The following is a 23,257-nucleotide window of genomic DNA, read 5'->3' as shown; positions in this document are numbered from 1 at the left end:
GGGGTGCATTTGCCTGCCGCGCGGATTGTAGACGATGAACCTTTTTGCCGATTTCGACCTGCGGATCAAAGCCGCCCTGGAAACTCTGGATATCGTGAAGGAAAAGCGCGCCGAGCTCGATTTCGGCCGCATCACCATCGAGCCGCCACGAGACCAGAGCCATGGCGATGTCGCGACCAATGCCGCGATGGTGCTGGCAAAGCCGCTCGGCACCAATCCACGGGCACTGGCTGATCTGATCGCCGAAGCGATGCGTTCGGATGCCGACGTGAGCGAAGTGTCGGTGGCCGGTCCCGGTTTCATCAATATCCGCCTTTCGACCGGCTACTGGCAGCGCGTGCTCGCCGTGATGATCTCTGATGGTACCGATTACGGTCGCTCGACGATCGGCGGCGCCAAAAAGGTCAATGTCGAATTCGTTTCCGCCAACCCTACCGGCCCGATGCATGTCGGCCATTGCCGCGGCGCTGTCGTTGGTGACGCTCTTGCCAACCTGATGGGCTTTGCCGGTTACGACGTCACCAAGGAATATTACATCAACGACGCCGGCGGTCAGATCGACAAGTTGGCGAAGTCTGTATTTTTGCGTTACCGCGAGGCGCTTGGCGAAACCATCGGGGAATGGCCCGAAGACTCATATGGCGGCGACTACCTTGTGCCGGTCGGTCAGGAGCTGGCCAAGGAATACGGCACGCGCCTTCACAACATGCCGCAGGAAGACTGGTTGCCGATCGTCAAGAACAGGGCGATTGATGCGATGATGGCCTTGATTCGCGAGGATCTCGCCGCTCTCAATGTACATCATGACGTCTTTTTTTCCGAACGCACCTTGCATGCCGACGGCGCCCAGAAGATCCGCACGGCGATCAACGACCTGACCTTCAAGGGTCATGTCTATCGTGGCGCGTTGCCGCCGCCGAAGGGGCAGTTGCCGGAAGAATGGGAAGATCGTGAACAAACGCTGTTCCGTTCGACTGAAGTGGGTGACGATATCGATCGTCCGCTCATTAAGTCTGACGGTAGCTATACCTATTTCGCTGCCGACGTTGCCTATTTCAAGGACAAGTTCGATCGCGGTTTCGAAGAGATGATCTATGTGCTTGGCGCCGACCATGGAGGTTACGTGAAGCGGCTGGAAGCCGTGGCGCGTGCCGTCTCGGAAGGCAGGTCGAAGCTCACGGTCCTGCTTTGCCAGTTGGTCTCCCTTCTGCGTGACGGCGAGCCGGTGAAGATGTCGAAGCGGTCCGGCAACTTCGTGACCTTGCGTGAAGTGGTCGATGAAGTCGGTTCCGACAGCGTCCGCTTCATGATGCTCTATCGCAAGAACTCCGAACCGCTCGATTTCGACTTCGCCAAGGTGACGGAACAGTCGAAGGACAACCCGGTCTTCTACGTGCAGTATGCGCATGCCCGCTGCATGTCCGTCTTCCGGCAGGCGCGCGAGGCGTTCCCGGATCTTGATATCGATTCGCTCAATCTTGCTGATTCGGTGGCCGGAATTACCGATCCGAACGAGTTGCAGCTGGTCGCCAAGCTGTCGGAATACCCGCGGATCATCGAAGCGGCAGCGCAGGCGCAGGAGCCGCATCGCGTTGTTTTCTATCTATATGACCTTGCCAGCGCCTTCCACGGACACTGGGCCAAAGGCAATCAGAACGTGGACTTACGATTTATTAACGACAAAAATAGAGAATCGAGTATAGCCAGACTTGGGTTGGTGCATGCCGTTGCTTCCGTGTTGAAGTCAGGGCTCGCCATTGCGGGCACTGACGCTCCGGTAGAAATGCGGTAGAATTGCCACCATTTCCCCATATTGCGCTGGCATATGCAATTGTTACGCGTAGGTAAGTGGACGAGGGAATGGCAGACAACAACCTTGCACTCGGCCGGCACGATGGTCCGGACATCTTTGCGGAAAACGATCCGTTGGCGGAACTCGCCCGTATCGTTGGTTACGAAGACAGGTCGGCACGACCATCGGCGCAGGCTGCGGCACCGCGCCGTGAACCCGAGTTTAATCTCGAAGACGAGTTGATGCGCGAATTCGAGCGTTACGACGCTCCGCGCCTCGATCCCGCCAATGATATCGGCGCTGTCGGTGCACCTGTCCAGGCACGCCAGCCGGTGGAGGTGCCGTTCATGGATGCTCCGCGCCCGGTGCCTGTCGAGCGTGCTGAGCCGTCCTTCGAGCAGCCATCATATCCGCAGTCGGTCGAGCCTGCTCCGCCGCTGCAGCATCTTCCGTTTGATCTGGCCGCCGGCGCTCCGGCTATGCCGATCCATCAGAAGCCTCCGTTCTCACATGCGGACCTCGTGGCCGAGCTGGAATCGTCTCTTGCTCCTGCTTCTCAGGCGCAATTCGAACCGGCTGAACAGTCGGAGGCGCAATCTCCTTTGCAGCCGATCGAACCGGTCCAGCAGCCCGCGCCTTTCGTTGCCGAGGTTGCGGTCACAGCCGAGCCTTTGGCGCGTACGGTAGAAAAGGGCTACAAGCCCGGATTCCGCATGCCGATCGCCAACTTCCAGCGCGTCGACACGCCATCGCGTGAAAGCTACCGCCCGTCGCCGGTCGAACCTGCGCAAGTGGCCCTGCCGGTTGAACCGATCGCTGTCAGCCGGCCCGCTGAGCCGGTCAGGCAGGCACCTGAAGTAATCCCGGCAGAATCCCCAGCGCCAATCCTGGCAGAATCCAATGAGTCGATCTGGAGCAGCCTTGAGCGCGAATTGACCGGCGAGGAGTTTGAGCCGGTTGAAAACAAGCCGATCGCATTGCCTGTCGAACAGGCGCGGATCGATCTGCCGGTTTTCGAAATGCCGAAGCCGATTTCCGCCGAAGCACGTGTCGAACCAGTGCGGCCGCAGCCTTTGGCCGTCGATCACGCTCGTACCGAAAACGCAGAGAAGCCTGCTGCGTCGTTTTCGCCGCTCGGTGAGATCGTCCATGACGCTGATCATTTCTCCGCCCAGAAACCGGCTGCCGTCATTGCCGCGCCATCGGCTACCGATGCCGATCTGATCGATGATGATTTCGAGCTGGCGCTTGAGGATCTGGATCTTGATTTCTCTGAGATGTCGCCTGTCGATGACAAGCCGGCACCGGTAACAGTCGCCCCGGTTTTAGTTGACCCAGCTCCGGCCGCGCCGTCTCAAGCAACGCGCCAGCCGGAACCTGCCTATCAGCCTGCTGCTATGGCTGTTTCGCAGGCTGCGTCTTATACGGCTGCTACATCGTATGCGCCGACGGCTGCTGTCGCTCCGATCGCTGTTGCGGCCGTGAATGAGCCTGTGGTCGCCGAGTTCGATAACGACCAGTTTGATCCGACGCTCATCGCTGATGGCGATGAGCAGGTCGAAAGCATGGTTGAGGTGGAGGTACCGGAACTGCCCGCAGAAGAGCCGGTTACGGCTCCCAAGCATGACCCGGATTTCGATATCGACCTTGATGCGGAACTTGCAAACCTTCTGCACTCATCCGCACCGGCCGCGCCGTCTCTGGCGCGTGGCAGTGCAGCTGCTGTGCAGAATGTACACGCGCGTCAGCCGATGCCGCGGGCAACGCCGACCACGGCTCCCGTGGCGGCGCCTCAGCCTGTTGCCGTCGCACCTGCAAAATCCGCTTATGATGCCGACCTCGACGATTTCGAGCGCGCGCTGGAGGAAGATTTCCGTCGCAGCCTGTCGAGCCCGCTTCCCGATAGCGGACGCACGCGCGATGAGCAGGACGACGGTTATGCGGAGCCTGTGGCACGTCGCCAAATGCGCTGGGCTGCGCCTGCCGCAATCGCCGGCGTACTTCTGCTCGGTGGTCTTTCCGCCTATGCCTTCTATGCAAGCGGCGTCCCCGGCAAGGCAGATGGCGGTGCACCGCTGGTCATTGCCGCCGACAAGGAGCCGGTCAAGGTTGCGCCTGAAAATCCGGGCGGCAAGACCGTGCCGAACCAGGACAAGGCCGTCTATGAACGTGTTGCCGGTGGAGCCAATGATGCGCCGCGACAGGAAACCCTGATTTCCAGCAATGAAGAACCGATGGACGTTGTTCAGCGCACGCTGACTTCCGACAACCTGCCTTTGCAGGGCGAGGAAGAGGCGATGGCCGAAAATCTCGACACGCAGGACCCGCGTCTCTTGCCGCAGCAGGCCAATGGCGCGCCGCAGGGTGAGCAGCCGGTCAGCGTCATGCCGCGCAAGGTACGTACCATGGTGGTTCGTCCTGATGGCACGCTGGTCGAGCAGGAAGTTTCGGCTCCTGCCGCTCCTGTGCAGCAGGCTGCCATTCCGCAAAAGCTGCCGGCTCAGCCGGCTCTTGCCGAGCCGACGGTTGCTCCGAAGACCTCGCATGTGGCGCCTGCCCAGCCTGCACCCATGAGCGCCCCGGCTACGCCTGCTGCTCCGGCACAGGTTGTGACGGCCAGCGCTCCGGTTGCTGCTCCTGCAAGGCCGGTTCCCGCATCGCGCCCTGTTGACCAGCCGGTCAACGTGGTGGCGTCTGTATCCGATCGTGGCAATGTACAGCAGGCTGCGGCATCGCAGCAGACGACGGCATCGGTTGGGCCGGGTGGATACTTCATTCAGGTTGCCTCGCTGCCGTCGCAGGCCGAGGCCCAGAAGTCGTACCAGAACCTGTCGTCGAAGTTCGGCAATGTCATCGGCGGCCGTGGCGTCGATATCAAGGCTGCCGAGATCGCCGGCAAGGGTACCTTCTACCGCGTCCGTATACCGGCGGGCAGCAAGGATCAGGCCGTGCAGCTTTGCGAAAACTATCGTTCTGCCGGCGGCAGCTGCCTCGTGGCGCGCTGAACCGACCAAGGGATAATACTAAAAATCGGGGCCGACAGGCCCCGTTTTCCTTTTCCGCGCAAGAAGACCAGCGCTCTCGCATTTCCCGTGACTGGCTTTATGATCCTGTCATGAGCGAATCAAAAGCAATGATCCTCGGCTGCGCCGGGACCGCCCTGACACCGGATGAAATCGCCCTTTACAGGGACGAACGGCCTTGGGGCTTTATCCTTTTTGCCCGCAATCTGCAGGAACCCCAGCAGATTACGGATCTTGTGGCCGCCATGCGTGATGCGGTCGGCAGACCCGATGCGCCTGTTTCGATCGATCAGGAAGGTGGCCGCGTGCAGCGTATTCGCCCGCCGATGATCGAGAAATATCCGGCGGCGCAGGTGTTGGGCGACATCTATCGTGCCGACCGGGAAAAGGGCTTGCGAGCCGCGTGGCTGATGTCGCGTCTGCATGCCTTCGATCTGACGAAACTGGGCATCACCTTGGATTGCCTGCCGGTACTCGATGTTCCAGTGCAAGGCGCGAGCAACGTTATCGGTGACCGTGCTTATGGTTTCGATCCGGAAACGGTGGCCGAAATGGGCAAGGCGGCGGCCGAAGGCCTGAAGGCCGGTGGCATGTTGCCGGTGATGAAGCATATTCCGGGTCACGGCCGTGGCATGGCGGATTCACATCACGAATTGCCGGTGGTGACCGTGTCGCGTGAGGATCTGGAAGCACATGATTTTCGTCCCTTCACCGCCATGAAGGACGAGTTGATGGCGATGAGCGCCCATGTCGTTTTCACTGCCCTCGATCCCGAACGACCTGCCACGACATCTCGAACGGTGATCAATGAAATCATTCGCGGCGTTATCGGTTTTGATGGCCTGCTGATTTCGGACGATAGTTCGATGAATGCTCTGAAGGGTACGCTTGGGGAGCGCGCCGCCAACATTGTGGCCGGAGGCTGCGATATTGTCTTGCATTGCAATGGCGTGATGGAGGAAATGAAACAGGTCGTGGCCGAGGTGCCGCTGCTGGCATCAGATGCCCTGCGGCGGGCAAAGGCGGTAGAGGCCGGTTTCCGTAAACCCGATAGTGCCAATGAAGCGGCGGTGCGGGCAGAGTTCTGGTCGTTGATGCCGGTGTCGTAACCGCCGGGCAGAGGAGAGGCGCATGGCGACGGATATATCGAAGAGCGCCACGCCGATGGAAAAGCTCTGGCAGGACGCCGATGAGCGGGCGGTCACCGACCCGGCGCTTGTCATCGATGTCAGCGGCTTCGAAGGTCCGCTTGATCTGCTTCTTCATCTTGCTCGCACGCAAAAGGTTGATCTGCAGCGGATTTCGGTACTTGCCCTGGCGGAGCAGTATCTTCAGTTTATCGAAAGCGCCCGTAAGGTGCGAATCGAACTGGCTGCCGATTATCTGGTGATGGCGGCATGGCTTGCCTATCTCAAATCCAAGCTGTTGATCCCGCAACAGGTGCGCGGCGACGATGGCCCGAGCGGCGAGGAAATGGCCACCATCCTGGCCTTCCGCCTGAAAAGGCTGGAGGCGATGCGCGAGCAGGCGACCATGCTGGTCAACCGCAACCGCATTGGTCGCGATATTTTTGTGCGTGGTGCGCCCGAGCATATTCCGCAGCGCAGTCAGTCTGCTTTCGATGCCAGCCTCTACGATCTTTTGTCGGCCTATGCCAACCTGCGCCAAAGGCAGGCGGTCACGCAGGTGACGATCGAGCGCCGCAAGGTATGGTCACTGGTTGAGGCGCGGCAATTGCTGACCGAGATGATCGGTGAAATTCCGGATTGGACCGCGCTACAGGACTATCTTCTGCAATATATGCCGGCCGAAGAGCGGGTGACGGCGACGGCAAGCGCTTTTGCCGCTTCTCTGGAGCTGGTCCGGGAAGGCAAGCTGGAAATTCGTCAGGACGGTGCATTCCAACCGATCTATATGCGGCAGGGACATAATGGGCCGGCGCCGGTGAAGCCGGTCGAACAGGAGAGCTAAGGTGCAGACGGTAGAAGACGACGCTCCGACATTGGAAACGGACGATGCGGCCAGCGAGGGAGAAGTCGCACGCTTCACCATGTCCGATCTGGATGTCCAGCGCACCGTCGAGGCACTGGTGTTCGCGTCGGCCGAGCCGGTCTCCGAAGCCTATCTGGCCGACCGTCTGCCGCGCGGCACGGATGTCGGCTCCGTGATGCGGCAACTTGCAGAATTTTATGCCGGACGCGGTGTCAATCTGTTGCGGGTCGAGGATCGCTGGGCGTTCAGGACGGCCGCCGATCTTTCCTTCATGATCCGTCGTGACGAAACTGAGGTGAAAAAGCTCTCGCGCGCTGCGTTGGAGGTCCTGGCGATTATCGCCTATCACCAGCCTGTGACACGCGCCGAAATCGAGGAAATCCGTGGTGTGCAGACGTCGAGGGGCACGCTTGATGTCTTGATGGAGGCAGGGTGGGTGCGTTTCCGTGGCCGCCGCCGCTCGCCCGGCCGGCCCGTGACGCTGGGAACAACGATCAGTTTCCTCGATCATTTCGGTCTGGAGGAATTGCGTGACCTGCCGGGACTTGAAGAACTTAAGGGAGCGGGGCTGCTTTCCGGGCGCATTCCGCCGAATTTCAACATTCCGGTGCCGTCATTCGGCGACGATCTGGCCGAAGATGAAGACCCGATCACCCAACTCGATCTTGAGGAACTGGGTCTTCTTGCGCCAAGCGGTGGTGACGAATAACCCGTTTGCCTGTTTTGAAGACGCCCTCGCGCACTGTTGATGACGTAGTCGTTATCGACTTGCTCATATAGAAGCCGCTTCCGCAGTGTATGGGGCGATTTGGTGTTTGAAAAATCGTGGCAATGCGCTTACATCGGGCCTAATGCGCGGTTGCCGCGCGATCCATGGAGTTAGAGAATGGGTACTTTCAGTGTATGGCATTGGTTGATCGTTCTGGTCATCGTGCTGATCTTCTTCGGTCGCGGCAAGATTCCGGACTTGATGGGTGACGTTGCCAAGGGCATCAAAAGCTTCAAGAAGGGCATGGCTGACGACGACGCACCGGCGGATGACAAAAAGACCGTTGATGCCCGCACCGTCGACCACCAGGCCGAAGAGACCAAGACCAGATAATAGAACGCGTCTCTTCGTAGACGCGATTCGGCGGGAGCCGCGTGAATGTTGGATATCGGCTGGACCGAGCTTTTGGTCATAGCGATCGTTTTGATCGTTGTGGTCGGGCCGAAGGATTTGCCCCCCATGTTGCGGGCGTTCGGAAAAATGACGAGCAATCTGCGCAAGATGGCCGGCGATTTCCGCACCCAGTTCGATGAGGCGCTGCGTGAAGCGGACATGGACGATGTGCGTAAGACGATCTCTGACGCCAAAAGTCTGAACCCCGCCAATGCGCTGCGTGATGCGATCAATCCTCTGCGCCAGATGGGGCAGGAGATCCGCGAAGACCTGCAAAAGGCCACCGCCGTTCCGAAGCCTGGCGAAAGCGTGACGTCACCCGACGATCCGCTGTTGACGGGCGAGGGGACGGATGAAGCCGCCGACGAGGCTGATAAGTCTACGCCGCAGACGGCAACCGGTCCCGTTCAGACGGCAGTATCTGCACCTGCTGCTGCCGTGGCGACGCCTATGGCTTCCGCATCGGCAAAGCCGACCGCGAGTGCGACTGTGCCGGATACGCTTTCCTCCGCTCCGGACGTTCCTGTGCGCAAGCCGCGTGCGTCCCGCCAAAAAGCCGAGGGGGAAACGCCCGTAAGTGCCTCCGCTCCGGTCAAGGTCAAGCCTGCTGCGAAGAAGGTGGTTGCTATCGCTCCGAAGGCCTCCGCAAGCAAATCCGCACCAGCAAAAGCAGCAGCAGCGACAAAGGCATCGGCCAAGAAGGCGGCGCAGCCTGAAGTCGGTATTGCTGAAATGAAGACACCGCGCGCGCCTAGAAAGGCGAAAGCGCCTAAGGATGAAGCATGACCGGCGATATCGACGATAAGCCACAGCCGTTGATGGAGCATTTGCTGGAACTGCGCACGCGACTCATCTGGTCGCTGGCGGCGTTTTTCGCTGCTTTCCTCGTCTGCTTCTTTTTTGCCAAGGCTCTCTTCAATTTTCTCGTGCAGCCTTACAAGTGGGCTGTGCTTTGGGCCGGCCTTGATCTTTCGAAATCCGAACTGATCTACACCGCGCCGCAGGAGTTTTTCTTCACACAGGTGAAGGTGGCGATGTTCGGCGCGTTGGTGATCGCATTCCCGATCATTGCCTCGCAGCTCTACAAGTTCGTGGCGCCGGGCCTGTACAAGAACGAACGCGCGGCTTTCCTGCCGTTTCTGGTCGCGTCGCCGATTCTGTTCCTGATGGGCGCGGCGCTCGTCTATTTCTTCTTCACGCCCATGGTCATGTGGTTCTTCCTGGCCATGCAGCAGGCGCCGAGCGATGGCGAAGTGGCGATCTCGCTTCTGCCGAAGGTTTCGGAATATCTCAGCCTGATCATGACGCTGGTCGTTTCTTTCGGTCTCGTCTTCCAGCTGCCGGTGGTCACGACGCTGCTTGCTCGCGTCGGCCTTCTGACCAGCGACTGGCTGCGTGAAAAGCGCAAGTTCGCGATTGTCATTGCGTTTGTTGTCGCAGCCGTGCTGACGCCGCCGGACCCGCTGTCCCAGATCGGTCTTGCACTGCCGACCATCCTTCTCTACGAGATTTCCATCTATGCCGCACGACTCGTGGAGCGTAAGCGCAAGGATCAGGAATTGGCTGAATCCGGCGAAAGCTCTGACGGTTCTCAGGCGGACAAGGCCTAATTCGTTCCGGAACACTGTTTAGCTCAGGCCGGAGCAACCTCACGGCCGAGCCGGCTGGCGCGGCCCATACCGATACCCAGACCGATGACGTGGAACGACGATGCTCGATATCAAGTGGATCCGTGAGAACCCGCAGGCGCTCGACGCAGCGCTTGCCAAGCGTGGCGCCGAGCCGCAGGCCGCGTCCCTCGTAGCGCTAGACGAAAAGCGCCGCGCGGTGATTGCTCGCCTGCAGGACATGCAGTCCCGTCGTAACGCCGCTTCCAAGGAAATCGGCGCCGCCATGGCGCAGAAGAACATGGAGCTGGCGGAAAAGCTGAAAGCTGAAGTGGCGGCAATCAAGGACACCATGCCAGCGGCCGAGCAGGAAGAGCGCGAAGTGAGCGCCGCCCTCGACGACATGCTGTCGCGTATCCCCAACATTCCGCACGATGACGTGCCGGTCGGCGAGGATGAAGGCGGTAACGTCGTTGCCCGCGTGGTCGGCGAAAAACCGCGCTGGAACCATCCGGCCAAGGAACATTTCGAAATCGGCGAAGCCCTCGGCTACATGGATTTCGACCGTGCAGCAAAGCTTTCGGGTTCGCGCTTTACCGTTCTGACCAGCCAGTTGGCGCGGCTTGAGCGTGCGCTCGGTCAGTTCATGATCGACCTGCACACCGGTGAGCATGGTTACACGGAAGTGTCGTCGCCGCTGATGGTGCGCGACGAAGCCATGTTCGGTACGGGTCAGTTGCCGAAGTTTTCGGAAGACCTGTTCAAGACCACAGATGGCCGCTGGTTGATCCCGACTGCCGAAGTGACGCTGACCAATCTCGTGTCGAACGAAATTCTCGATCAGGAAAAGCTGCCGCTGCGCTTCACTGCGCTGACGCCGTCCTTCCGCTCAGAGGCTGGTTCGGCCGGTCGCGACACACGCGGCATGCTGCGCCAGCACCAGTTCTGGAAATGCGAGCTCGTCTCAATCACCGATCAGGAAAGCTCGCTGGAAGAACACGAGCGGATGACCGCCTGCGCCGAAGAGGTGCTGAAGCGTCTCGGCCTGCATTTCCGCACCATGACGCTGTGCACCGGCGACATGGGGTTTGGCGCGCGCAAGACCTACGATCTGGAAGTCTGGCTGCCGGGTCAGAATACCTATCGCGAAATCTCGTCCTGCTCTGTCTGCGGTGATTTCCAGGGTCGTCGCATGAATGCCCGTTATCGCGGCAAGGAAGACAAGGCGACCCGTTTCGTTCACACGCTGAACGGCTCGGGCACGGCTGTCGGCCGCTGCCTGATCGCCGTTCTGGAAAATTACCTGAACGAAGACGGCTCTGTCACAATTCCGGATGCACTGCTGCCCTACATGGGCGGCCTCACACGAATTGAAAAAGCATAGGGCCTGATGATGCGCATTCTCCTGACCAATGACGACGGTATCCACGCAGAAGGGCTGGCTGTCCTTGAAAGGATCGCCCGCCAGCTTTCCGACGATGTCTGGATTGTCGCGCCGGAAACCGACCAGAGTGGTTTTGCCCATTCTCTGACGTTGTCGGAGCCACTGCGGCTTCGCAAGATCAGTGACCGGCATTACGCGCTGCGCGGCACGCCGACCGATTGCGTTATCATGGGCATGCGTCAAGTGATGGATGGCAAGCCGGATCTGGTTCTCTCCGGCGTCAATGTCGGTGCCAACCTTGCCGACGACGTCACTTATTCCGGTACGGTTGCCGGTGCGATGGAAGGCACGCTGCAGGGCGTGCGGTCGATCGCGCTGAGCCAGGCCTATGTCAAGCAGGATGGTGCCAAGATCGTTCCGTGGGAGACCACTGAAGCCCATGCCGTCGGTGTCATCCGCAAGCTGCTTCAGGCTGAACTGCCGGCCGGTACGCTGCTCAACGTCAATTTCCCGGCTTGCGCGCCGGATGAAGTTGCCGGCATCGAAGTGACCGCACAGGGCAAGACCGATTTCGATCTGGCCGTGGACGAGCGCAAGGATGGCCGCGGTTTTCCCTATTACTGGCTGTATTTCGCTTCGCGGACCGGTCGCCCGGGCGAGGGCACCGATCTTAACGCCGTGCGTGAAAACCGTATTTCGGTGACGCCGCTGAAGCTGGACCTGACCGATTATTCGGTGCAGGATCAGTTGGCGAAGGTTCTGGGCTGAAGCCCTGAGTTTGGTAACGGAGTAGCCGCTTGAAGCCGGGAATGGTCGAGAAGGAAGGTTTTGCGGCGCTCGTTCTGCGTCTCAGGGCCGAAGGTATTTCCGATCTCGATCTTCTGACGGCAGTAGAGCAGACGCCGCGTTCGCAATTCGTGCCGGCACAGTTTTCCGACAATGCCTATTCCAGCCGCACCATTCCGATCGACTGTGGCTCCTTCATGGAAGGTGCGGATCTCGCCGTTCGCATCCTTGCCCGTCTTCAGGTCAAGCCAGGCCAGCGCGTGCTCGAAATCGGCACAGGCAGCGGTTTCATGACGGCCGTCATGGGCCGGATGGCCGAGCGGGTTATGTCCGTCGAACGCTACAAGACGTTGGTTACCCAGGCTCAGGGCCGAATCGATGCGCTCGGTATTCGCGGCGTCGTTATTCGTCAGGCCGATGGCGGCAACGGCATGCCGGGCGAGGGGACGTTCGACCGCATTATTGTGACTGCTGCTTTCCCAACCATGCCACGGTTTTATGCGGATCAGTTGACGCATTGCGGGTCCATGATGGCACCTCTGATGGTCGATGAGGAAACCTGCATGATGGTGCGCCTGACCAAGACGGGCAGCCGTTTCGAACGCGAAGATCTTTTTACCGTCCCTTATCTGCCGCTCGTGCCGCATATCGCCGCGCAGCTGTGATTTCGCCGTATCGGCGGGGTGAGTCTTTGTTGCAACACAGGCGACATGGTTATCAATTTGACAAAAATAAACTGAGTTTTCGCCAGCTTTAACCCGACGGTAAGACTAACGCGCTTTAATCAATCTCACTTGGTTGCGTCACGAGTAGGTCGGGTTATGCGTTTTCAGAGTTCATACAAAGTCGGAAAATCGAGCTTGCGGTTTGCTGCTTTGGCCTTGCTGGCAAGCGCCGCAACAGGCTGCAGTTCTGATGCGACGCGCTTCGATAATCTGTTTTCCAAAACGGACAATATGTCGACAGCCTCCATCCCGCAGCGGCAGGGTGGTGGTGCCTATGGTCAGGCTCCGATCCCGCAGGGCGATCTGAACGGCGGCGGCATGTCCGCGCCGATGGCCAACAATAATCAGCATGGCAATGGTGGCTACCAGAATAGCGGCGGCTACCAGAACAATGCCGGTTACCAGGGTAACAGCGGGTATCAGAACAATGGCGGTTACGGCGGCGGCATGTCGCCGGCGCGTGCCGCTTCTGCCCCGAGCAGCATTCAGCGGTCCGAACTGGCCGCTCCATCGGGAAGCGCTGAGCCAGCAAACCGTCAGCAGGCGATGGCACAGCCGATGCCGGCAAGTCAGCAGAATGCAGGCCTTGCGCCGCGCTCGCTCGCTGCCCCGTCTTCCGACAATGTCGTGACAAATACCACGAAGTCGACATCCGGCTGGACGACGGCCAATGCGCCGAAGGTGACGGTTCGCCCTGGCGAAAGCGCTGCATCGCTCTCCAAGCGTTACGGCGTTCCGGAAAAGGAAATCCTGAAGGCGAACGGCGGCAAGGTCCAGGCCGGACAGATCGCAGTCATCCCGACCTATGGTACGCCGCGCAACGCCGCAAAGGCTGCAGCCGACGGTACGGATCTGGCTCGCGAAGGCCAGGCGCCGATGCCGCAGCAGCAGCCGGAGCAGAAGGTTGCCGTTTTGCCGGGCGCACAGATGGCGCGTGACAAGGCGCAGGGCGAAGTCGGCAAGCTGACCCCTCCCGCTGGTGGTGGCAAGCCGGTTGGCGGCACTTATACGGTGAAGCCGGGTGACTCGCTGGCCAAGATTTCGCGTGCTACCGGCACGCCGATCGACCAGCTGAAGGCAGCCAACAATCTGTCGACGGAAAACATCCGTATCGGCCAGACGCTGACGCTGCCGGGTGCAGGTTCGGATACGGTCAAGACCGCGTCCATTCCGGCCCAGCCGGCCGTTGCAAAGCCGGCGGCTCCGGCCAAGACTGAAACTGCATCGGTTGCGCCGCAGCAGTCTGCAAAGCCCGCCGAACAGGCGCCTGCCGCATCGGCTAGCGTTTCGGATGTCGAGAAGAAATCGGACGTTGCTTCGATCTCGCCGGCGTCCACTGGCATCAGCAAATATCGCTGGCCGGTCAACGGCGCGGTGGTTGCCGGTTACGGTTCCAACGTCAATGGCAGCCGCAATGACGGTATCGATATCTCGGTTCCGGAAGGCACGCCGATCAAGGCCGCTGAAAACGGCGTTGTCATCTATGCCGGCAACGGTCTGAAGCAGCTCGGCAACACTGTTCTGGTGCGTCATGACGACGGCAAGGTCACCGTTTACGGCCATGCCGGCAGCATCAATGTCAGCCGTGGCCAGAAGGTTCAGCGCGGCCAGACGCTTGCTGCGTCCGGCATGAGTGGCGATGCCAAGCGTCCGCAGGTCCATTTCGAGGTTCGCAAGGATGCGACCCCGGTCAACCCCGTCACTTTCCTTGAGTAATGTAGTGCGTTTCAAGGTTGTACGAAAAAGCCCGGCAGTGCCGGGCTTTTTTGCGTCTGGTGTTTATTTGCCGGCCAAGGGGGCAGTAAGCGGCTTGCGCAGCCGGCCGGCGAGATCCTGAATGTATTGCCACGCCACACGGCCCGAGCGTCCGCCGCGCGTGGTTGCCCATTCCAGTGCCTGATGGTGCAGGGTCTCGCGGTCGAGGCCGAGATCGAAGTGGTCGGCATACCCATCGATCATCGTCAGATAGTCGTCCTGGCTGCATTTGTGGAAACCGAGCCAGAGGCCAAAGCGGTCTGAGAGCGACACCTTTTCTTCGACCGCCTCGGAGGGGTTGATGGCCGTCGACTGCTCGTTTTCCATCATGTTGCGCGGCAGGAGATGGCGGCGGTTAGAGGTGGCGTAGAACAGCACATTGTCCGGCCGGCCTTCGATACCGCCGTCGAGCGCCGCCTTCAGCGACTTGTAGGCGGTGTCGTCATGGTCGAAGGAGAGGTCGTCGCAGAACAGGATGACGCGCTGGCCGGAGTTTTTCAGCACGTCGAGAAGCGTCGGCAGCGTGGAGATATCCTCGCGATGTACCTCGATCAGCTTCAGCGAAACGCCGGTTGCCTTGCGCACATCTTCGTGAACGGCCTTGACCAGCGACGACTTGCCCATGCCGCGCGCGCCCCAGAGAAGCACGTTATTCGCCGGGTAACCTTCGGTAAAACGCAGCGTGTTTTCATGCAGGATGTCGCGTACGTGATCGACACCGCGGATCAGTGTCAGTGCCACGCGGTTGGGGCGCGGAACCGGCTGCAGATACTGGTTTGCCGGCACCCAGACGAAACAATCCGCGGCATTCCAGTCGTTTACGGCCGGTGGCGGCCCGGCGAGCCGCTCCACGGCATTGGCGAGGCGGCGCAGTTCGGCCAGCAGAAGAGCGGTGTTTTCGTCGGTCATATCGGGCTCCCGTGCGGGTTTTTTGTGTATTCGACCGGCGGTAGCATGGCGTTCAAGGTCTCGAAAGGGTAGGAGGCTTTGAAACGGTACGCCGAACAAGCCCGCGACCCGGTGTCTCTGTTGCATTCGGGGTGGTGGTTACTATATTTCGGCGGCCTTTACGGCTTTCTACGCGTATCGCGTCAATCTGGGAGTTATCGATGTTTATTTCCGAGGCATTTGCCCAAGCCAGTGGTGCAGCCCCCGCAGCCGGTGGCGCATTCGGCTCCGGCCTTGAAATGCTTTTCCTTTTCGCACCGCTCATGGTCGTCTGGTATTTTTTCCTGATCCGTCCGCAGCGCGCCCAGATGAAGAAGCGTCAGGAAACCCTGTCTGCGATCCGTCGCGGTGACCAGGTCGTTCTCGGCGGCGGCATTGCCGGCAAGGTGACCAAGGTCATCGACGACAACGAAGTCGAAGTCGAAATCGCTGAAAATGTCCGCGTTCGCGTTCTGCGCTCTTATGTTGCCGAAGTCCGCGTCAAGGGCGAGCCGGTCAAGACCGAAGCCGCGAAGTAAGACATTCAATCCGGGCGTCGCGACATCCAGCAAGGGCATCCTTTCCGATGAAACCTCTACAGATCCGCGACGCACATTTTCCGGGCCGGGCCGAGATCGATGCTTATGGCAATGGCGGTTTCCGCTTCGCCGACATGTCGCATCGCGGCTCGATCCTCTGCCTGCCGTCCGGCATCTATGGCTGGGATTTTGCGGAAGGCGAGCCGCTTGACGCGAGTGCCTTCGAGAAGGTGCTGGCGGATGCCGGCGAGATCGAATTCCTGATCCTCGGCACCGGCAATGATCTGCGGCCCATCCCGAAAGCGCTGAAGGCAGTGTTCAATGAACACGGCATTGCATCGGACCCGATGAACACCGGCGCTGCGGTTCGCACCTACAATATCATGCTGATGGAATCGCGACCGGTGGCAGCGGCCCTGATCGCGGTCGACTGAAGCGCCATAAGGGACAAGGCTCCGTGAGCGCATCGGCCGACGCCAATTCAGACATCTGCCTCTCCACGCTTCGCGAAACCGACCGCGATCGTTATCTTGCCTGCCTGCTGTCTCCGGAAGACAAGCGTGGCGCGCTGGCAGCCCTTTATGCCTTCAATGCCGAAATCGCAAAGATCCGCGATGTGATCCGCCAGCCGCTGGCCGGCGAGATTCGTCTGCAATGGTGGCGCGGCCAGTTCGAAGAGGGGCCGAACGAAGAGGCGGACGCCAACCCGGTTGCTGCAGCATTGTTTGCAGCGGTCGAAACATACCGCCTGCCGCGTCAGACTTTTGTCGACATGCTCGATGCCCGCATTTTCGACCTCTATGACGACGCTTTTCCGGATCGCAATGCGCTCGAAGGTTATGCGGGGGAAACCGCTTCGGCGCTGATCCAGCTTGCCGGGCTCATTCTGTCGCCGGCCGATGCGGCAAGGTCAGCCACGGCTGCCGGTCATGCCGGCGTTGCCCATGCCATATCGGGTGCGCTACTCCTGATGCCGATCCACTCGACGCGCGGCCAGCTTTATATTCCGCTCGATCTGCTATCGGCCGTCGGCCTCGACCGTGAGACGTTCCTGGCCGGCGACGACAAGGTGCGGATCTCGGCTGCTATCGAGGCCTTTGCCGGCCTTGGTCTCGATCATCTGGGCAAGGCACGTGCAGCCGGCAAGATACCGGCATCGCTCATGCCTGCCTTCCTGCCGGCAACGGCGGCAGATGCTATCTTGAAAAAAGCGCGGAAGCTGGGCGCAAGTGTTCTTGAGCAATCCTTGTTGCCGCTGCAATGGCGCCGGCAGTTGCGCATGGTCTCGGCGCTGTTGCGCCGTAGTATCTGACAGGTCGATGCAGCGCACTTTTTTGCGGCCAGAAACATTTCTGATAAAGTAATTCGGGTTAACCTGTCGCAGGGCCAATCTCGCGCAAGCCTGATGCTCTAGTGCCGGCATGCTCGCAACGGTGCGGGTTTTTCTCGGGAGGAAAGATGAGCCTCGTCAGTTGGTTGATCATCGGCGTTATCGTTGTTGCGCTGGCTTATTATGTCACGCGCATGGCCAAGGATCGCGAAGACGGCGAACGTCATGATCCGGGTCTCGCCATTCTGGAATTCGGGCGCGCCTTTCCGACGGAAGCGATCCGCGCATTGCATGAGACGGCGGACGGCAATGCCGTCTTCATTCGCCTGCATGACGGCAAGGCCGGCGTGATGCGCAATTACGGTCGCCACTATTCCTGCCATGTCATCCAGCCCGGTCGGGCGCGCGCAACGAGCAATGCCGATGGCAAGGGCTTTGTCATCGAGTTCCTCGACGCGCCGACACAGAACGGCGAATTCGTGTTTCCAAGCCAGGAGATTGCTGCGGAAGTGGGGCTTTGGCTGCTCGGCAATTATGTCAGCGCCGCAGACAAGGCTGCTGCAGAAGAAGGCAGGCCCGGCGAACAGCCGACGGTCTGACGCAGCAGACACTCAGTCTGATCATATGTAAAAGCCCGCATCAGCGGGCTTTTTCGTTCGTCATCGATGTATCCCGCGAGGGGCGTGCTCAGCCGAGCCATTCCTTGCAGTCTTTCAGCGCGCGGGCGGATACCAGCTGCCGCTTCATGATCGTCTTGTCCTTGCCGCGAAAACGCTTCACGCCTTCCGGCTTGACGATCGAGCCCGGTTCCAGTTCCGGGAAAAGCCCGAAATTGATGTTCATCGGCTGGAACGAGCGCTTGCCCGGCTCATCGTCGGACATGATGTGGCCACCGGTGATGTGGTTGAGCAGCGAGCCGAGCGCCGTGGTGGCCGGCGGCAGCGACGGTGCTTCGCCCTTGCGCTCTGCAGCGGCAAAACGACCGGCGAGCAGGCCGACAGCCGCGCTTTCGACATACCCTTCGCAGCCGGTGATCTGGCCCGCAAAGCGCAGTCCCTTGCGGCTCTTCAAGGTCAGCGAGTTGTCGAGCAGAACCGGTGATTGGATATAGGTATTGCGGTGCAGGCCGCCGAGACGGGCGAATTCCGCATTTTCGAGGCCGGGAATCAGACGAATGATCTCGGCCTGTGCGCCGTATTTCAGCTTCGTCTGGAAACCGACCATATTGTAGAGCGTGCCGAGCGCATTGTCCTGTCGCAGCTGCACGACGGCATAAGCCTTCACTGTCGGGTTATGCGCATTGGTCAGGCCCATCGGTTTCATCGGGCCGTGACGCAGGGTTTCGCGACCACGCTCTGCCATCACCTCGATCGGCAGGCAGCCGTCGAAATAGGGCGTGCCTTCCCATTCCTTGAAGCCGACCGTGTCGCCAGCGATCAACGCGTCGATAAAGGCGTCGTACTGATCCTTGTCGAGCGGGCAGTTGATGTAATCCTTGCCGGTGCCGCCGGGGCCGACCTTGTCGTAACGCGACTGGTACCAACACACATCCATGTTGATCGAATCGCGATGGATGATCGGCGCAATGGCGTCGAAAAAGGCGAGCGCATCCTGGCCGGTTTCCGACTGGATGGAGGCGGCGAGATCCGGGGATGTCAACGGACCGGTGGCGATGACGGCGAGATCCCAGTCTGCAGGCGGCAGGCCTGTGACTTCCTCGCGCACAACCGTGATCAGCGGATGATCGTGAATGGCGGCGGTGACGGCATCGGAGAAACCGTCGCGGTCGACTGCCAGCGCACCGCCGGCTGGGACCTGGTTCCTGTCGGCGCAGGCCATGATCAGGGAGCCGGCAAGGCGCATTTCCGCATGGATGACGCCGACAGCATTGGCCGTCGCATCATCGGAACGGAACGAGTTGGAGCAGACCAGCTCGGCAAGGCCGTCGGTCTTGTGGGCATCGGTGCCGCGCGTGCCGCGCATCTCGTGCAGGATGACCGGAACGCCGGCCTTGGCGATCTGCCAGGCGGCTTCGGAACCGGCAAGGCCGCCGCCGATAACGTGAATGGGGGAAGGGAGCGTGTTTGTCATGGCGCGCTCATTATCATGCGCGCATTCGCCGTCCAACCGGAAAGCATGGCGCGGCCCTGCCATCACACACAGCAGGCCCGAAATAAGAGCGCAGTTGTCACTTGGCGATCTTCGATTTTCAAAAAACACCCGCCGTTTTGCGAGGCATGTGGTCGGGGCACTGAAAGCTGCCTCGTAATTTAGTGAGTAATTGACACCTCTCAGTGCCCCGTTGGACGGTTTTTGCCCACGACTTCGGTCCCTCTGCAAAAGCCGTGCCCATGATTGCTCACGAACCGGCGATCATGTGTGCCGCACAGGCACGCCCGGCGCGCTCTTTCGGGCTTCAGAAACGGAGAGGCGTTTGACCACCTTGCCGTTTCCCCCGTGTCGCCGGAGGGGAACCAGTTTCCGCGAACCCAAGATATGAGGTTTTGCGTCTCACCCTATGCCCTGCGCCGGCTCCAACTCGCCGGGACGCCTCCCGGTGTATCCACGATGGAACACGAGAATTGTAGGCATGGGTTTTGGGAGGGTGGACGAAACCAGACGCAACTATTTTACAAGTGATTGTTTTTGCGCGGATGTATTTTGTCTTTGTCGCAAATGTCCTGCGGCAATGGTCGGATTGCGACATGGAAACACAGAGCGAGAGGTCAACGCCGATGGGCGATGGATGGGCTGATCGTCTGGCGGCGGCTTAAGAGCGCGCGAGGACGGCTGCCGGAGTGTGTGTGGAGCGCAAGGCGAAAAGGGCCAATCGAGGGCAGGTATGCCCAGACATGCGAACGGCGCCACGTGGGCGCCGTCGAAGGGATATCGGTCAATCGACATCCCCCATGAACGCGGCCTCATGCCGCGAGGATATACTTAGCGGTAGGAACGGGCAGCAACGTTACGGATGTCGTAGCGCGTCAGGCCGATATCGGTCAGGGCCTGGTTCGACAGGTTGCCGAGCTCGTTCATGGTGCGGCGATAGCTGATCCAGTTCTTGGCGATGCGGATCGGGTTCATGGTTTTCCTCGAGTGATCTGATGCCGAGCGCGTTTTGCCTCGGCGACTGAGGAGCTTATACAACCGACGAACAACAAAACGCAGTGCAAAAAATCAGCGACTGCCATGCAAATGTGCAGGATGTTGAACAAAAAAAGCGCTTTGCCGCTTTGTCGTGCAGTGCCGGGCAATTGTGTGGCAGGAATAAAGCACAAAAAAAGCGCCCGGCAAGGGGCGCTCTTTTGGTATCCATCAAAGCCCTTGTGGGCTTGAGGAAATCAGTTGCCGACGGCGGTGCGGGCAACGCGACGAATGTCGTTGCGGCCGATGCCGAGGTCGTGCAGTTCGCGGTCCGACATGCGGCCGAGTTCGGTTACGGTCTGACGATACTTGCGCCAGTTGGTGAGCGAGCGAGCGATGTTCATGGCGAGTTCCTTTTTTGAGGCTTGCCGGCGCTGTTCTTGACCGGCGTCAATTTCATGAGTCGGAATATAAATCGATTTAATTGGCTGAACAGCGCTATTCCCGAAGGGTACCTATGCGTGAAGTGCAGGCCTGGTTAAGTTCGATTAGGGAAATGAGCAAAATGGAGGCAGGCGCACACAAGATTTGCTGCGCATGGGCTGTCTGACCGATGTTTGCTGAATGTGAAACGCCCACCGGGGGAGGAGGTCCGGTGGGCGTCGTAGAAAACGACCAGCGACCGGGAGGAGGAGGATCGCTAGTCTATCAAGGAGGCGCTTGGGAGGAGGAGATGCGCGACCCCGAATTTGCATCACAAGCTGACGCTTGAGGGTGATTTGATGTGATCATCCGGCTGCCGGCCGTTGCAAGCGTTATGTATCGCTTGCATGGCTTTGTTATAAACAATCCGGCCTGAATGTGGAGTGCAATCTGGGAAAGAGAGCCATGCTGCGAGCGCATTGCTTTTTGGTAAATCGCACGGAATGCTGCACATCTGCGGCTTTCTGCGGTTCTTTCCGAAATGCCTGCGACAGGCATGCATGCGGGCGGTGATGACAGCGATGGCAATATAAAGCGTTGGAAGCGGCTGTATGGGCGTGCAAAAACTGTCATTTTTCCTTTGCGTGCTGAAAAACGGGTGATATAGAGACGCGCGCTCCGGAAGGCCTCTGAATTGAGGATTTTCGTCGCGGTTCGGTGCGCGGGTATGGTGAAATTGGTAGACACGCCAGATTTAGGTTCTGGTGCCGCAAGGCGTGGGAGTTCAAGTCTCTCTACCCGCACCAGAGCCGCGGAGTTGGCAGTTGGAGCCTTTATAGGCCGTAGAACTGCTGTAGCTCCCCGGTTGCGTCCGAGATTGTATCTGAAGCCACGGCCGGCTGTGTTTCCGGGACCGTGCGATCGAAACCACGGCCGTGTGCACACAGCTGTTTGATATGAAGGTTAGACAATGCAGGTTACCGAAACCCTCTCCGAGGGCCTGAAGCGCGAACTCAAGGTCGTCATCCCGGCCAAGGACATGGAAGCGCAGATGAACGTGCGCCTCGCCGACGCCAAGGATAAGGTCCGCATCAACGGCTTCCGTCCGGGCAAGGTGCCGCTTGCGCACCTGAAGAAGACCTACGGCAAGTCGATCATGGCTGAACTCGTCAACGAGATCGTCCGCGAGCGCCCGACACAGATCCTGTCGGATCGTGGTGAAAAGTCCGCGACGCAGCCTTCGATCTCCATGACCGAGGACGAAGCCGAAGCCGACAAGATCCTGTCCGCGCAGGCCGATTTCGAATTCAGCATCTCTTACGAAGTCATTCCGCCGATCGAACTGAAGCCGACCAACGGCATCAAGGTCACGCGCGAAGTCGTTGAAGTTTCTGAAGACGAAGTCAACGAGCAGATCCTCAAGATCGCCGAAAGCGCCCGTTCTTACGAAACCAAGAAGGGCAAGGCCGCTGAAGGCGATCGCGTCACCATGAACTACCTCGGCAAGGTCGACGGCGAAGCCTTTGATGGCGGCGCTGCCGAAGATGCCGAACTGGTCATCGGTTCCAACCGCTTCATCCCGGGCTTCGAAGACCAGTTGGTCGGCGTCAAGGCTGGCGATGAGAAGGTCATCACCGTAACCTTCCCGACCGAATATCCGGCTGCGAACCTCGCCGGCAAGGAAGCCACCTTCGACATCACCGTCAAGGAAGTCGCTGCCGCTGCCGAACTGGAAATCAACGACGACCTCGCGACCAAGCTTGGTCTCGAATCGGCTGACAAGCTGAAGGAAATCGTTCGCAGCCAGATCGAAGGCCAGTACGGCAACGTGACCCGTCAGAAGGTCAAGCGTCAGATCCTCGACCAGCTCGACGAACTGTACAAGTTCGACGCGCCGCAGGGCCTCGTCGACGCCGAGTTCGAAAACATCTGGCGCCAGATCAACACCGACCTCGCTCAGTCCGGCAAGACCTTTGCCGACGAAGACACGACCGAGGAAGAAGCCCGCGCCGAATACACCAAACTGGCTGAACGCCGCGTTCGTCTCGGCCTCGTTCTCTCCGAAATCGGCGAAAAGGCCGGCGTCGAAGTGACCGAAGAAGAAATGCAGCGCGCGCTTTACGCACAGCTGCAACAGTTCCCGGGCCAGCAGAAGGAGATCCTCGATTTCTTCCGCAACACGCCGGGCGCTTCCGCTTCGCTGCGCGCGCCGATCTTCGAAGAGAAGGTCATCGACAAGCTGCTGTCTGAAGTTGACGTCACCGACAAGACCGTCAGCAAGGAAGAGCTGATGGCCGACGACGAAGACGACGCTTCGGAAAAGCCGAAGAAGGCTGCTTCCAAGAAGAAGGCTGCTGCCAAGGCTGACGACGCTGCCGAAGGCGAAGAAGCCGCTCCGAAGAAGAAGGCTGCTCCGAAGAAGAAGGCCGCTGAAGACAGCGCCGAATAATCCTTTTCGGATTGGAAATTGGGAAGGCCGGGTTGGAAACAGCCCGGCCTTTTTCATGTTTTGGGCGTGGGTTGGAAACAGCCCAATAATGAGAATTAATGCGCCCAGTGATCATGATGTGGGGTCGTCATGGCGTTGGTGCATAACGAGCGAACAAAATATCTCGCTGCGGCGCTCGATAGGGCATCTACGGCGTGTCTTGCGGTGGGAGCAATAGGGCAGGGTTCACATGTGGCTGCTATCAGCCTGACCTGGGGTGTTCTGTCGGCCGTTGCCAGT

21 protein-coding genes and 1 tRNA gene are annotated in these 23,257 nt (G+C 59.7%); 18 read left to right on the top strand and 4 right to left on the bottom strand.

Annotated features, from left to right (window positions below; translation table 11 throughout):
- The first annotated feature begins 34 nt into the window (after positions 1 to 34).
- The 12 genes from argS (at position 35) to GAO09_RS25565 (ending at position 14,187) form a co-directional block, all read left to right on the top strand.
- The gene (gene argS, locus GAO09_RS25620) at positions 35 to 1,792 is read left to right on the top strand and encodes an arginine--tRNA ligase (protein ID WP_153359114.1); all 1,758 of its coding nucleotides are present in this window, start codon (positions 35 to 37) and stop codon (positions 1,790 to 1,792) included.
- A 68-nt stretch (positions 1,793 to 1,860) separates the two neighbouring features.
- Positions 1,861 to 4,797 carry an SPOR domain-containing protein gene (locus GAO09_RS25615; RefSeq protein WP_153359112.1) on the top strand — a complete coding sequence of 979 codons (2,937 nt, stop codon included), beginning with the start codon at positions 1,861 to 1,863 and terminating at the stop codon, positions 4,795 to 4,797.
- 110 nt (positions 4,798 to 4,907) lie between these two features.
- Positions 4,908 to 5,924 carry a beta-N-acetylhexosaminidase gene (gene nagZ, locus GAO09_RS25610; RefSeq protein WP_153359110.1) on the top strand — a complete coding sequence of 339 codons (1,017 nt, stop codon included), beginning with the start codon at positions 4,908 to 4,910 and terminating at the stop codon, positions 5,922 to 5,924.
- 22 nt (positions 5,925 to 5,946) lie between these two features.
- A complete protein-coding gene (locus GAO09_RS25605) occupies positions 5,947 to 6,786 on the top strand; it encodes a segregation and condensation protein A (protein WP_153359108.1) in 840 nt (279 codons plus the stop codon).
- 1 nt (position 6,787) lies between these two features.
- On the top strand, positions 6,788 to 7,516 hold the full coding sequence (gene scpB / locus GAO09_RS25600; protein ID WP_410767683.1) for an SMC-Scp complex subunit ScpB: 729 nt from the start codon (positions 6,788 to 6,790) through the stop codon (positions 7,514 to 7,516).
- Positions 7,517 to 7,693: 177 nt separating this feature from the next.
- The gene (locus GAO09_RS25595; protein WP_153359106.1) at positions 7,694 to 7,909 is read left to right on the top strand and encodes a twin-arginine translocase TatA/TatE family subunit; all 216 of its coding nucleotides are present in this window, start codon (positions 7,694 to 7,696) and stop codon (positions 7,907 to 7,909) included.
- A gap of 45 nt (positions 7,910 to 7,954) precedes the next feature.
- Positions 7,955 to 8,755 carry a Sec-independent protein translocase protein TatB gene (gene tatB / locus GAO09_RS25590; protein WP_153359104.1) on the top strand — a complete coding sequence of 267 codons (801 nt, stop codon included), beginning with the start codon at positions 7,955 to 7,957 and terminating at the stop codon, positions 8,753 to 8,755.
- Positions 8,752 to 9,579 (top strand): twin-arginine translocase subunit TatC, encoded by an 828-nt coding sequence (gene tatC, locus GAO09_RS25585; RefSeq protein ID WP_153359102.1) that lies wholly within the window; start codon positions 8,752 to 8,754, stop codon positions 9,577 to 9,579. The genes tatB and tatC overlap by 4 nt, the downstream gene beginning before the upstream one ends.
- A 100-nt stretch (positions 9,580 to 9,679) precedes the next feature.
- Positions 9,680 to 10,960 (top strand): serine--tRNA ligase, encoded by a 1,281-nt coding sequence (gene serS / locus GAO09_RS25580; RefSeq protein ID WP_153359101.1) that lies wholly within the window; start codon positions 9,680 to 9,682, stop codon positions 10,958 to 10,960.
- 9 nt (positions 10,961 to 10,969) lie between these two features.
- Complete coding sequence (surE, locus tag GAO09_RS25575) at positions 10,970 to 11,728, top strand: 5'/3'-nucleotidase SurE (protein WP_153359402.1); 759 nt, start codon at positions 10,970 to 10,972, stop codon at positions 11,726 to 11,728.
- A 41-nt stretch (positions 11,729 to 11,769) separates the two neighbouring features.
- The gene (locus GAO09_RS25570) at positions 11,770 to 12,411 is read left to right on the top strand and encodes a protein-L-isoaspartate(D-aspartate) O-methyltransferase (RefSeq protein ID WP_153359400.1); all 642 of its coding nucleotides are present in this window, start codon (positions 11,770 to 11,772) and stop codon (positions 12,409 to 12,411) included.
- Between the two features lie 156 nt (positions 12,412 to 12,567).
- Positions 12,568 to 14,187: a peptidoglycan DD-metalloendopeptidase family protein gene (locus GAO09_RS25565; protein WP_153359099.1), complete on the top strand. Its 1,620-nt coding sequence runs from the start codon at positions 12,568 to 12,570 to the stop codon at positions 14,185 to 14,187.
- A 63-nt stretch (positions 14,188 to 14,250) separates the two neighbouring features.
- Here GAO09_RS25565 and GAO09_RS25560 read toward each other — a convergent pair whose 3' ends face one another.
- A complete protein-coding gene (locus tag GAO09_RS25560; RefSeq protein ID WP_153359098.1) occupies positions 14,251 to 15,135 on the bottom strand; it encodes an ATP-binding protein in 885 nt (294 codons plus the stop codon).
- A 200-nt stretch (positions 15,136 to 15,335) separates the two neighbouring features.
- On the opposite strand from GAO09_RS25560, the gene yajC reads away from it, so the two are divergent.
- From yajC to GAO09_RS25540, 4 genes are all read left to right on the top strand, one after another.
- Complete coding sequence (gene yajC / locus GAO09_RS25555) at positions 15,336 to 15,692, top strand: preprotein translocase subunit YajC (RefSeq protein WP_153359096.1); 357 nt, start codon at positions 15,336 to 15,338, stop codon at positions 15,690 to 15,692.
- A 47-nt stretch (positions 15,693 to 15,739) separates the two neighbouring features.
- The gene (locus GAO09_RS25550) at positions 15,740 to 16,126 is read left to right on the top strand and encodes an Mth938-like domain-containing protein (protein ID WP_153359094.1); all 387 of its coding nucleotides are present in this window, start codon (positions 15,740 to 15,742) and stop codon (positions 16,124 to 16,126) included.
- Positions 16,127 to 16,149: 23 nt separating this feature from the next.
- Positions 16,150 to 17,004 carry a phytoene/squalene synthase family protein gene (locus tag GAO09_RS25545; RefSeq protein WP_324184758.1) on the top strand — a complete coding sequence of 285 codons (855 nt, stop codon included), beginning with the start codon at positions 16,150 to 16,152 and terminating at the stop codon, positions 17,002 to 17,004.
- Between the two features lie 146 nt (positions 17,005 to 17,150).
- Positions 17,151 to 17,621: a hypothetical protein gene (locus GAO09_RS25540; protein WP_153359091.1), complete on the top strand. Its 471-nt coding sequence runs from the start codon at positions 17,151 to 17,153 to the stop codon at positions 17,619 to 17,621.
- An 88-nt stretch (positions 17,622 to 17,709) separates the two neighbouring features.
- Here the strand turns inward: GAO09_RS25540 and trmFO are convergent, their stop codons facing one another.
- The 3 genes from trmFO to GAO09_RS25525 all read right to left on the bottom strand — a co-directional run bounded on the left by trmFO (position 17,710) and on the right by GAO09_RS25525 (position 20,510).
- A complete protein-coding gene (gene trmFO / locus GAO09_RS25535; RefSeq protein ID WP_153359090.1) occupies positions 17,710 to 19,113 on the bottom strand; it encodes a methylenetetrahydrofolate--tRNA-(uracil(54)-C(5))-methyltransferase (FADH(2)-oxidizing) TrmFO in 1,404 nt (467 codons plus the stop codon).
- A gap of 849 nt (positions 19,114 to 19,962) precedes the next feature.
- Positions 19,963 to 20,106, bottom strand: coding sequence for a DUF1127 domain-containing protein (locus GAO09_RS25530; protein ID WP_132273419.1), 144 nt, complete (start codon positions 20,104 to 20,106; stop codon positions 19,963 to 19,965).
- Positions 20,107 to 20,363: 257 nt separating this feature from the next.
- The gene (locus GAO09_RS25525; protein ID WP_153359088.1) at positions 20,364 to 20,510 is read right to left on the bottom strand and encodes a DUF1127 domain-containing protein; all 147 of its coding nucleotides are present in this window, start codon (positions 20,508 to 20,510) and stop codon (positions 20,364 to 20,366) included.
- Positions 20,511 to 21,250: 740 nt separating this feature from the next.
- On the opposite strand from GAO09_RS25525, the gene GAO09_RS25520 reads away from it, so the two are divergent.
- Positions 21,251 to 21,335 (top strand) — tRNA-Leu (locus GAO09_RS25520).
- A 164-nt stretch (positions 21,336 to 21,499) separates the two neighbouring features.
- Positions 21,500 to 22,978: a trigger factor gene (tig, locus tag GAO09_RS25515; protein ID WP_153359087.1), complete on the top strand. Its 1,479-nt coding sequence runs from the start codon at positions 21,500 to 21,502 to the stop codon at positions 22,976 to 22,978.
- The last annotated feature ends 279 nt before the right edge of the window (positions 22,979 to 23,257 follow it).

This window comes from Endobacterium cereale, assembly GCF_009617585.1.
Classification (GTDB): domain Bacteria; phylum Pseudomonadota; class Alphaproteobacteria; order Rhizobiales; family Rhizobiaceae; genus Neorhizobium; species Neorhizobium cereale.
Note: the sequence above shows the minus strand (reverse complement) of the source record. Positions and strands in the feature narration are given on the sequence as shown.

Bases quoted from the DNA above. Each gene is read 5' to 3' on its own strand.
- argS (WP_153359114.1), top strand. From the start codon at position 35: ATGAACCTTTTTGCCGATTTCGACCTGCGGATCAAAGCCGCCCTGGAA.
- GAO09_RS25615 (WP_153359112.1), top strand. From the start codon at position 1,861: ATGGCAGACAACAACCTTGCACTCGGCCGGCACGATGGTCCGGACATC.
- nagZ (WP_153359110.1), top strand. From the start codon at position 4,908: ATGAGCGAATCAAAAGCAATGATCCTCGGCTGCGCCGGGACCGCCCTG.
- GAO09_RS25605 (WP_153359108.1), top strand. From the start codon at position 5,947: ATGGCGACGGATATATCGAAGAGCGCCACGCCGATGGAAAAGCTCTGG.
- GAO09_RS25595 (WP_153359106.1), top strand. From the start codon at position 7,694: ATGGGTACTTTCAGTGTATGGCATTGGTTGATCGTTCTGGTCATCGTG.
- tatB (WP_153359104.1), top strand. From the start codon at position 7,955: ATGTTGGATATCGGCTGGACCGAGCTTTTGGTCATAGCGATCGTTTTG.
- tatC (WP_153359102.1), top strand. From the start codon at position 8,752: ATGACCGGCGATATCGACGATAAGCCACAGCCGTTGATGGAGCATTTG.
- serS (WP_153359101.1), top strand. From the start codon at position 9,680: ATGCTCGATATCAAGTGGATCCGTGAGAACCCGCAGGCGCTCGACGCA.
- surE (WP_153359402.1), top strand. From the start codon at position 10,970: ATGCGCATTCTCCTGACCAATGACGACGGTATCCACGCAGAAGGGCTG.
- GAO09_RS25570 (WP_153359400.1), top strand. From the start codon at position 11,770: ATGGTCGAGAAGGAAGGTTTTGCGGCGCTCGTTCTGCGTCTCAGGGCC.
- GAO09_RS25565 (WP_153359099.1), top strand. From the start codon at position 12,568: ATGCGTTTTCAGAGTTCATACAAAGTCGGAAAATCGAGCTTGCGGTTT.
- GAO09_RS25560 (WP_153359098.1), bottom strand. From the start codon at position 15,135: ATGACCGACGAAAACACCGCTCTTCTGCTGGCCGAACTGCGCCGCCTC.
- yajC (WP_153359096.1), top strand. From the start codon at position 15,336: ATGTTTATTTCCGAGGCATTTGCCCAAGCCAGTGGTGCAGCCCCCGCA.
- GAO09_RS25550 (WP_153359094.1), top strand. From the start codon at position 15,740: ATGAAACCTCTACAGATCCGCGACGCACATTTTCCGGGCCGGGCCGAG.
- GAO09_RS25540 (WP_153359091.1), top strand. From the start codon at position 17,151: ATGAGCCTCGTCAGTTGGTTGATCATCGGCGTTATCGTTGTTGCGCTG.
- trmFO (WP_153359090.1), bottom strand. From the start codon at position 19,113: ATGACAAACACGCTCCCTTCCCCCATTCACGTTATCGGCGGCGGCCTT.
- GAO09_RS25530 (WP_132273419.1), bottom strand. From the start codon at position 20,106: ATGAACCCGATCCGCATCGCCAAGAACTGGATCAGCTATCGCCGCACC.
- GAO09_RS25525 (WP_153359088.1), bottom strand. From the start codon at position 20,510: ATGAACATCGCTCGCTCGCTCACCAACTGGCGCAAGTATCGTCAGACC.
- tig (WP_153359087.1), top strand. From the start codon at position 21,500: ATGCAGGTTACCGAAACCCTCTCCGAGGGCCTGAAGCGCGAACTCAAG.